This is a genomic window from Leifsonia sp. 10L418 (genome assembly GCF_056395445.1).
Genome location: NZ_JBFTJN010000001.1, coordinates 428797 through 437913 on the forward strand (window position 1 = coordinate 428797; position 9117 = coordinate 437913).

Sequence of the window (9117 nt, forward strand, 5' to 3'; positions counted from 1 at the left end):
CATGTGCCGAAACATCCATACCCTGCACAACTTCGAGCCGGCCGCCACGGATGACGAGGTGCATGCGGCAGCACTGCAGTTTGTGCGGAAGATCAGCGGCTCAAGCAAGCCGTCGAAGGTCAATGAGGCGGCGTTTGAGAGTGCAGTCGCCGAGATCGCCCACATCACCCGGCATCTGCTTGCGGATCTCGTGACGACAGCCCCACCGAAGAATCGTGAGGTCGAGGCAGCCAAGGCGAAGGCTCGCTCGTCCGAGCGATTCGCCGTCGTCTAGGTGTACTGACCGAGACGTTGATTGAGTGGCTCACTCGCCACGACCGTGTACCGGTCTGGCGTTCGCTGGGGGTTCTCCGACCTCGCGGATGGTGTGGCCGCTGCAGGCCGCCTTAGTTACGGTGGCCTGCTCGATGCGCGACACGGTGAACCATCGCATTGCGTCGCGCATTCGGCACCATCCAATTAAGTACCATTGGCCGTTCGTGGAGGCGAACAGCACGGGCTCGATGTCACGGGTGGTCGTGGTCCCGTCTCTCGATGTGTAGCGAATACGGATTACCCGCTGCTCGGCCATCCCCTCCTCCAGTGCCGACTTAATCGCGCGCGAGGACGAGGGAAGCGCGTTGACCCACACACGGCGGGCCAGCTCGTCAGCTCTTGCTCGGGTTCTGGGATCGAGGACGTCCAGGATCTTCTGGATACCGGCTGCTGCCAGATCGGCGTAGGGGGCATCGGGTGCAGCGGACACGGCTGCCATGAGCGCCACGGCCTGCGCTGGGGACAGGCTAACGGGTGGCAGGGACGCGCCGATAGCCAATCCGTAGCCACCGCCAGGACCTGGGCGCGACCATAGTGGCGCACCGCTGTTCTCCAGCGCATCGAGGTCTCTCTTGATTGTGCGCACGGACACCTCGAACTCTCTCGCCATCCGTTCGGCGGAGACCCCCCGCGTGCCGCTGCGGCGCAACATCTCTGAAAGAGCATGGAGCCGTTCTGCTCGCTTCACTGCTCAGACCCAGGCAAATTCATGACATAAATCATGACATAAATAGTGACATACCATTGTCCATAGGGCCTGCGAGGGTTGTGACATGACAACCGCTATGAGCAGTCCGACCATCATTCTCATCGCCGGCCACTGGCTGGGCGCTTGGGCGTGGGATGAAGTTCTTGAACACCTGAAAACCGACCGTCCTCGTGCCATCGCGATGACACTGCCCGGTCTCGACGCGCACGACCCTGAGCGTGCGACTAAAACCCTCGACGCCCAGGCTGAAGCAATCCTGGGCGTCATTACTCAACACGGTAATCAGCCTGCAATTCTCGTCGCTCACAGTGGGGCTAACGCTCCCGTCAGCCTCGTCATGGACCGATACCCTGAGCTTGTCCACCGGGTAGTGTGGGTCGACTCCGGCCCTGTGGCGACGGGAAGTGTCTTCGCCCCAGACCTCCCGGAGGAGATGGAGGAGCTTCCGCTGCCGCCCTTCGACGTCCTCGCACAGCAGGCGAGCCTCGAAGGCCTGACCAAAGAGGTCCTCGAGCAGTTTCGGGCCCGAGCCGTCCCTGAGCCCGGTCCCGTGCTTCGTCAGTCCATCGAGCTCACCAACGACGCCCGCCGCAAGGTCCGGACGACCCTGATCTGTTGCTCAATCCCTAGTGCGCAGGTGTTAGAGCTGGCCCAAACCGGTCATCCCATGTTCACTGAAGTCGCGAACCTTGAACACCTCGACGTCATTGACCTCCCGACGGGCCATTGGCCTATGTGGAGCAGTCCCCGCGACCTCGCCAAGGCCATTCAGTCAGAGGCTTCTCGAACGAACTGAAGTGCCCCGCCTCGTTGTCGATGACGGTTGGCCGATGATTGATCAACGTGTCCGGTCAGTACATCTAGGCCTGAAAGCGGCGGCGGCGGTACTCGGTCGGGCTGACGCCGAACTGTCGTTTGAATGCGGTGCTCAGGGCAAACGGGCTGCCGTAGCCGACGTCGGTGGCGATCTGAGCGGTCGTCACCCGCGGATCAGCCAACGATTCACTCGCCAGCATCATCCGCCACTTCGTGAGGTAGGCCATCGGCGGCTCACCGATGACGCGGCGAAATCGCCCGGCCAGGGTAGCCCGCGAGACATTGAGGTCGCGGGCCAGAGTCTCGACCGTCCAGGTCGCGGCCGGAGCCTCATGCAACAGATCAAGTGCGCTGGCCACGAGCGGGTCAGTGCTGCCGGCCAGCCAGCCTGAGGCTTGCTCCGGGTGCAGCTGTGTCCACGCGCGCACAGCGTGAACCAGCAGCACGTCGAGAAGCCGGTCGATCGCGGCGCTCTGCGCCGGAGCCGCGGTCGTGATCTCGGTGTTCAGGATGTCGAGGAGTGCCGGCTCAATGTGGCCGGCCGGTACCGTGCCGACGCGAGGCAGTGCCGCGGTGACCAAGGAGCTGACCTCGGCATCCGTCTCATAGGTGCCGATGAGCAACGTCGTTTCGCCGGCCGCCGCGTTTCCCCAGGTGCGCACCCCCTGGGTCATGCTGAGGGTGACCTCGTCACCGGCCGGTGTGGTGCAGCGCTGGCCAGGATGCACAATCACCATCGGGGCGCGCAACGGATCGTCGGCGACGAGATACGGTTCGGGTCCGCGCACAATGGCCACGTCGCCGGGCACGAGCTCGAGACTTTCGCCATCGGCGACAAGCCACGCGTGCCCCGCCAGTACCGCCATGAGTGTGAGCGGCGCCCGGTCGCGCACGTGGATCGACCACGGCGCATCCATCGTCACGCGCAGAGCGAAAGCACGGCTGGCGCGCGGCCCGTCGAGCAGATGAGAAAGCGGGTCCATGCCCCAGAGACTAGACGAACGCGTATCAAATGTCGCGCTTCAACTATGGAAACTACTCGTGGGGGTGACTTTACTGGGGTCATGAACAGCATCCTTGACACAACAACGACAATTGCGGCAGTGACGGCCGGAGCAGCCGGAGGCGTCTACCTGGCATTCTCCGCCATGGTTATGCCCGTGCTCCGTACGCTTCCGGCCGCCGATTCGGTGGTGGCGATGCAGCGGATCAACATCGCGGCCGTGCGATTGCCATTTATGGTCGTGTTCTTCGGGAGCGCCGCGACGGCGGCGGCGGTCGTCGTCGCCGAACTCGTGACTGGCCGGGCGGCCGACGACGGGGTGGGGCGAATCATCGGCGCCGGTCTGGCCATAGCGGCCTTCGGCATCACGGTCGTGAGCAATGTGCCGCTGAACAATTCGCTTGCCCGGCTGAACGCTGGGGATCGGGACGTCGCCGGGGCCTGGCGCCGCTTTGACCGGCGCTGGAGCCGCTCAAATCTGCTGCGCGGAGCATCAGCCTTGATCGGAGCGACGGTGCTGGCGGCGTCACTCGCGCGCAGCTCCGGCTGAGCAGTTAGACCTTTTTCACCACGCTGGACTTGAGCTGCATCTGCACGCCTTCGATGCGGCAATCGATGTCGTGGTCGCCAACGCCATCGGTCAAGCGGATGCCGCGCACGCGCGTGCCGACCTTGATCACGTTGGAGCTGCCCTTGATTTTCAAGTCTTTGAGCACCGAGACGGTGTCTCCGTCGGCGAGAATATTGCCGACGGCATCGCGGATGACGCGTTCTCCGGCTACCTCATCGGCGTCGGAGTCGGCATCCGCCGAAGTTGCCGCCCATTCGTGGCCGCACATCGGGCAGACCAGAAGCGCACCCATCTCGTAGGCGTGTTCGCTGGAGCATTCGGGGCACAGGGGAAGCGTCTCATTCACCTTTCAACCGTAGCCGAGCGGAACGGGGGCTCAGTGCCCCTGCTCCGGCTACCAGCCGAGCGTCAGGTACACGTCGGTGTACCCCGCGTGCACTTCGTCGAGTTGCGGTGCGCGCACAAGTCCGGCCTTCTGTGCAGTCTTCAACGAACCACCGTTGTCGGGCGTGGTGTACGCGGTCACCGGAAGTCCGGGCAGCAGTTCGACTGACTGCGCCACAGCGAGCTTCGCCCCCTCAAGCGCGAACCCCTTTCCCCAGGCGCTCGGGCGATACCGGTAGTACAGATTGAGCGCATCACGCCCGTGCACCACTCGATGTGTCACCCCGGTGAAGCCGATGACCTCTGTTGGCCGGGAACGCTCAGCAACGGCCCACACGCCGAAGCCGTAACGATTCCAATGCTGAAGCATTGCGTCGAACCGCGCTGCCGAGCTCTCCTCGGTCACCGACTCAGGCGCCGGATGATGAGCGTTCGTCGCAGGGTCAACGTGGATCGCGATAGCGCTCGCCCTATCGCCGGCCACCGGCCGACGAACGGTCAGGCGTTCAGATTCAAGGGGCGTCCAGAGCGCGGCATCTTGTCGCATCATCAGGGGTGAGACCATTTCAAACTCCATCGGTGTGCGCCCCAGCCATCGAACGTGCCTCTGGACGGGCTGTCGTTCTCCCAGGCTAGCCGCCTCATCCGTTGGACCAGGCCGATATTTGCAGCGGTGTGTTTTCCTACGGACGGACTGAACGACACGCGAACGGAGCGATGTCCGTCAGGATAGAGGGATGCAGATCACCGGCCTCACTCTTGCCGACTCCGACGACGCGGCCGCCCTCTGGCGCAGCGCGGGCCTGACCCGACCATGGAATTCGCCGGAAGGCGACTTTCGGCGAGCTCTCGACGGTGAGACGTCGACGGTTTTGGGTGGCTTTGACGACGGATGCCTGATCGGCACGGTCATGGTCGGCCACGACGGGCACCGGGGCTGGGTCTACTATCTCGCCGTCGAGGAGAACCGACGTGGCCAGGGCATCGGTGTGCAACTGATGGCGGCAGCAGAGGACTGGTTGCGTGACCAGGGTGCGGTCAAGATTCAACTGATGGTGCGCACCGGAAATGAGGCGGTCATCGGCTTCTACGATCGACTCGGGTATGAGGATGCCGCGGTCACGGTGCGGGCGAAGTGGCTGGTCTGATCGACGGGCGGGAATCGGACGCGTAGCGTTTTGGTCTGCTCCTCGTTGATCGAGGAGCAACCGACGCAGGAGGCCGCATCTCGAGATCCCGTGATCCGGCCTCTGAACGCGGCCCCTCGGTGATCGAGCCTGTCGAGATCCCGCGAGCCGGCCCCTGAACTCGGCCCCTCGGTGATCGAGCCTGTCGAGATCCCGCGAGCCGGCCCCTAAACTCGGCCCCGGTGATCGAGCCTGTCGAGATCCCGCGAGCCGGCCTCTGAACTCACCCGTTCTGAGGCTTGCTTCTCGGGGTTGAGGGCGCGCTCCTCCACAGAACGTATGTTAGAAAAGTTATCCACCGATTCTGAGAAATGCTCGTATTCCAGTTCCTGTTTTGAGAGAATTGAAGCATGGAATCAGAGCCTGTTTCCCTCATCATCACCCCGACCACCGACACTCCGGTGGCCGCGGTCATGGCGCAGGTTTCCGCTCTGACATCTGGGTTCTCGGGCGCCGAGACCCTTGAGCTTTCCGCGATGATGGCGAGCGGATTTTCGACTGTTGACTCGCTCGAGCTGACCGCGACCCTCATGGCGGGCGTGCTGGCCGGGTTCGACTCGCATCTCCGCACCGACGACGACGTGCTGACCCTGCTCGGGTCGATGGAAGCGGTCGGCCGGTTGACGGATGCCGGCCGGGTCGCCCTCGCCGCCGACATTGACGCGCGCTCGGACACCCGAACCCAGAACGAGTCTCTGGCGCGCACGCGCGGCTGTGCGACCGGCACCGACCTGCTCACGATGGTCACCCGGGTGTCCGCCCGGGAGGCGAAACGCCGGGTCAGGCTCGGCGCGAAGACCCGGACCACCCAGGTGGTCGGCGCGACCCTGCCACCCCGCTACCCGGTCGTCGCCGACGCCCTGACCGCCGGGACCATCGGGGTCGATGCGGCCGAACAGATCGTCACCGGATTGTCCGACTTGCCGAGCTTTCTCGCCCCGGACGCGGTCGATGCGGCCGAGCGCGGTTTGGTTGCCTCGGCGACCGGCACCATTACGGCCGAGAACGAGGGCCTGCCGAATGCGGGGTTCGCGTTCCCGGCGGACCTGATCCGCGGGCAGGTGCTGCAGTGGAAGGCGCTCCTCGACCCCGACGGCACCGCCCCGGCCGACGGCACCGCAATGGAGGTGCGCAGCACTTTCGGCTTCGGCCCATTCCGCGACGGACTCTACCCCTTGCGCGGCGGGGTCACCCCGGAGCTCCGCGGGGTGATGAACGGGATCTTCGACACCTACCTCAGCGCTCACTCAACCTCGGCTCATTCGCAGCCGGTTCCGGCGGAGCCGGGCCGGTTCCCGACCGCGGAGGAACAAGCCACGCACGAGGCTGAGGAGCAGGCCCGGATCGACGCCGGCGAGGTCATTCCCGGCGCCGACCAGTTCGACGCCCTCGATCCCCGCACCGGCGGCGAGAAACGCGCCGACATCCTCCGCGGGGTCTTCGATGCCGCCGCCCGGGACGCCGGCACACCCAAACTCGGCGGGGCGGCACCGACCGTGATGGTGCACGTGAACGCGACCGATCTCCTCGACGGCACCGGGGTCGGCTGGGCCGACGGCGTCGAGGCACCCCTGTCGATCAGCACCGTGCAACGCCTGGTCTGCGCCGGCGGGATGCAGAAGATCGTCTTCGCCGCCAACGGTGAAGTGCTCCAGCTCGACATGACGACGCGGTTCTTCACCCGGGTGCAACGCCGGGCGATCCTCGCCCGCGACGGCGGCTGCGTCATCCCCGGCTGTCTGTCCCCGCCCAACTGGGCCGAGATGCACCACGTCATCCCCTGGTACCGCGGCGGCCCAACGAACATCAACAACGGCGTCGCCCTCTGCTGGTACCACCACCACACCATCGACACCTCCGGCTGGCTGATCCAACTCGTCGACGGGGCCGTGCAGGTCAAGGCACCACCCTGGATGGGACTCGGCGGAGACTGGCTCCCCGCCAACCAACACCGCGCCCACACCACCCTCGGCCGGTAGCGGTCCAGGGACCGGCTCGCCGGGTCTCGACAGGCTCGACCACCGGGATGACCGCGTTCCCGGGATCGGGTCACGGGATCTCGAGATGCGGCCGACTCCGTCGGGTGCTCCTCGATCACCGAGAAGGCTGGGGCCGCGCGGACTCGCGACCTTGCCATCGCTCACAGATCCCTAGACTCGTCGTTCGTGCCTCACTGGTTTCAGCCTTTCCACGGCATCAGAGGCCGGCGGAAACTCGCAGCTGAACTCGCCCTCGTATCCAAAGAGAAAACCGAATACCTTGTTGCGCACCTCGAGGCGCACTCGAAACACGTTCTTTTCGTCATCGAATGACTCGCGCAGCTCGGCCCGCCCGCTGAACAGCATCGGAAACTGAAACGCAATGGGTCCCTCATAGAAACGCTGAGCACCTGAGCGCAGGAGAAGCTCACCCTCGGGCCCGACCGCGAGATCAAGATCGACAGCGAGATGCTGATGAGTGCCCAAATAGTCCAGCACTCGCCCATCACTGAAGATCATCGTCGCATCGAATCGACTCGGCTTTCGCCGCACCCGATACTCACGAACGAAAGTCACGGTCTCGCGACCATACGGGTCGAGATAGGGATAGTTCTCGATAGTGAACGGCACGTCGGCGCCGCTGTCGGGGATCAGGATATTGCGAATTTTTCCGACATACAGAAACGGAACAACCCACCATGGCCCCCTCCTGATCTGTGACATCGTGCCGTGCCCGACACAGCCATATCCGGAATCGAGTCCGACCCCGAATCGGCGCTGAAGCATGGGATGAAGCCGGTCGAAGTCTGCACCCATCGCTTGCTCAAAGATCGAGCTCATGGCGCCTCCAGAATGTTGAGCGTCTGCGGCGCTTTGGTCGATGCCCGCAGGTCGTGCAGCTGCCTGCGACAGCGCGAAGCGCGTGGGCGGTCTGGTTTCCAGAAAGCGAAGACGGATGCCAGCGACCAACGTTCGGGCTCGATGCCCGACTCTACCCAGATGCGCAACCGGTCAAAACTCCACGCGGTCATCCAGCCGATGAGTCGCCGCATGACAACACGGTCGATGAAACCGCCCCAGCCTGGTTCGTAGTCGAATCCGGTGGCGAAGGTCGTTCCGTCGGGGCCGGGCGCATAGCGCCAGTATCCACGTCCCTCGCCGATTGGCGACACCCGGTCGGTTGTCGTGAACCGCAGGGCCGAAGTGCGCGTGCCGTCGGGCCGGGTCAGCTCGCCGATCGTGGTGCCGGTGCCGACGATCGTGTGCCAGAACACTCGACGCGCGTAGTCGAAGCGATAGCCTCCGCTCGGCAGGGATCCCGACGGCGTGATGGTACTGAACCGCAGATCCCAGCGGGGGTGCAAGTCGGTGTTCTGGGTGAGTTCCCATACCCGGTCGCAATCAGCATTGATTGTGATCTCGACATAGATTCTCTGAGCCCCCATACCGACAGCATGTCGTACTTCTCACGTCACATCGCTGATTGCGAGTCAGGCATCGAAACGGCGATCACTCCATGACGCGATAGTTCAGGTAGGTCGTTCCACTCTCAAAGCGATGCTCGCCCATGAGCTCGAGCGACTGGAGCAGCCCGTCGGGAAACGCGCGGGTTCCCCCGCCAAGCAGGATCGGCGCGACAAAGAGCTGCAGTTCGTCAACCAGCCCAGCCTGCAACATCTGCGCTGCGAGGTCAGGACCGCCCACGGTGAGATCCTGTTCCGAGGACTGCTTCAGTTGCCGAACCAACGCAGGATCAAGCTGGCGCTCAATTTCAGTTCGAGCGCTGGACGGCGCATCCAACGTCGTCGAAAACACAATCTTGTCGGCCCCCTGCCAGATGTGCGTGAAGTCTTTTTCGACAGCGGGCGCGTCGACGAGGGTGTGAGCCGTTTCCCAGTACACCATCGCTTCGTACATCCGGCGCCCGTAGAGGTAGGTACCGACCGGCCGCACCAGGTCGTTGATGAACTCGAGCATCTCGTCGCTCGGCGTCGTCCAATCGAGGCTGCCCGTGGCATCCGAAATGTAACCGTCGAGCGACAAGTTCACAATGTAGACGAGTTTGGCCATGACAAACCTCCCCGGTGTAGAAAACACGAAACATGCGTCAAGCGGCACACAACACAGCGACAACGAAGCGCGCGACTCACGAC

Annotated in this window: 12 protein-coding genes; 5 read left to right on the plus strand and 7 right to left on the minus strand. The window is 64.0% G+C overall.

The window, feature by feature from the left end; genetic code table 11:
* The first annotated feature begins 1 nt into the window (after window position 1).
* Entirely contained in the window at window positions 2-274 is a 273-nt protein-coding gene (locus AC1DCF_RS01930; RefSeq protein WP_477209537.1) for a DUF2277 domain-containing protein, read from the plus strand.
* A gap of 30 nt (window positions 275-304) precedes the next feature.
* On the opposite strand, the gene AC1DCF_RS01935 is transcribed toward AC1DCF_RS01930, so the two are convergent.
* Complete coding sequence (locus AC1DCF_RS01935; protein WP_477209538.1) at window positions 305-1003, minus strand: helix-turn-helix transcriptional regulator; 699 nt, start codon at window positions 1001-1003, stop codon at window positions 305-307.
* Window positions 1004-1088: 85 nt separating this feature from the next.
* Between AC1DCF_RS01935 and AC1DCF_RS01940 the strand changes: the two genes are divergently transcribed.
* A complete protein-coding gene (locus AC1DCF_RS01940) occupies window positions 1089-1820 on the plus strand; it encodes an alpha/beta fold hydrolase (protein ID WP_477209539.1) in 732 nt (243 codons plus the stop codon).
* 64 nt (window positions 1821-1884) lie between these two features.
* On the opposite strand, the gene AC1DCF_RS01945 is transcribed toward AC1DCF_RS01940, so the two are convergent.
* Window positions 1885-2823: an AraC family transcriptional regulator gene (locus AC1DCF_RS01945; RefSeq protein WP_477209540.1), complete on the minus strand. Its 939-nt coding sequence runs from the start codon at window positions 2821-2823 to the stop codon at window positions 1885-1887.
* Between the two features lie 81 nt (window positions 2824-2904).
* Between AC1DCF_RS01945 and AC1DCF_RS01950 the strand changes: the two genes are divergently transcribed.
* Window positions 2905-3393 carry an anthrone oxygenase family protein gene (locus AC1DCF_RS01950; protein WP_477209541.1) on the plus strand — a complete coding sequence of 163 codons (489 nt, stop codon included), beginning with the start codon at window positions 2905-2907 and terminating at the stop codon, window positions 3391-3393.
* A 4-nt stretch (window positions 3394-3397) separates the two neighbouring features.
* Here the strand turns inward: AC1DCF_RS01950 and AC1DCF_RS01955 are convergent, their stop codons facing one another.
* Together AC1DCF_RS01955 and AC1DCF_RS01960 are read right to left on the minus strand one after the other, a co-directional pair.
* Window positions 3398-3760, minus strand: a complete 363-nt coding sequence (locus AC1DCF_RS01955; protein ID WP_477209542.1) for a zinc ribbon domain-containing protein YjdM — start codon at window positions 3758-3760, stop codon at window positions 3398-3400.
* 48 nt (window positions 3761-3808) lie between these two features.
* The gene (locus AC1DCF_RS01960; protein WP_477209543.1) at window positions 3809-4363 is read right to left on the minus strand and encodes a GNAT family N-acetyltransferase; all 555 of its coding nucleotides are present in this window, start codon (window positions 4361-4363) and stop codon (window positions 3809-3811) included.
* 172 nt (window positions 4364-4535) lie between these two features.
* Here AC1DCF_RS01960 and AC1DCF_RS01965 point away from each other — a divergent pair, with 172 nt between their 5' ends.
* Both AC1DCF_RS01965 and AC1DCF_RS01970 read left to right on the plus strand, forming a co-directional pair.
* Window positions 4536-4946 (plus strand): GNAT family acetyltransferase, encoded by a 411-nt coding sequence (locus AC1DCF_RS01965; protein WP_477209544.1) that lies wholly within the window; start codon window positions 4536-4538, stop codon window positions 4944-4946.
* A gap of 389 nt (window positions 4947-5335) precedes the next feature.
* On the plus strand, window positions 5336-6964 hold the full coding sequence (locus AC1DCF_RS01970; protein WP_477209545.1) for an HNH endonuclease signature motif containing protein: 1629 nt from the start codon (window positions 5336-5338) through the stop codon (window positions 6962-6964).
* A gap of 171 nt (window positions 6965-7135) precedes the next feature.
* On the opposite strand, the gene AC1DCF_RS01975 is transcribed toward AC1DCF_RS01970, so the two are convergent.
* From AC1DCF_RS01975 to AC1DCF_RS01985, 3 genes are all read right to left on the minus strand, one after another.
* Window positions 7136-7804: a DUF4166 domain-containing protein gene (locus AC1DCF_RS01975; RefSeq protein ID WP_477209546.1), complete on the minus strand. Its 669-nt coding sequence runs from the start codon at window positions 7802-7804 to the stop codon at window positions 7136-7138.
* Complete coding sequence (locus AC1DCF_RS01980) at window positions 7801-8409, minus strand: SRPBCC family protein (protein ID WP_477209547.1); 609 nt, start codon at window positions 8407-8409, stop codon at window positions 7801-7803. Before AC1DCF_RS01980 ends, AC1DCF_RS01975 begins: the two co-directional genes overlap by 4 nt.
* 64 nt (window positions 8410-8473) lie before the next feature.
* The gene (locus tag AC1DCF_RS01985; RefSeq protein WP_477209548.1) at window positions 8474-9034 is read right to left on the minus strand and encodes a dihydrofolate reductase family protein; all 561 of its coding nucleotides are present in this window, start codon (window positions 9032-9034) and stop codon (window positions 8474-8476) included.
* Between the last annotated feature and the right edge of the window lie 83 nt (window positions 9035-9117).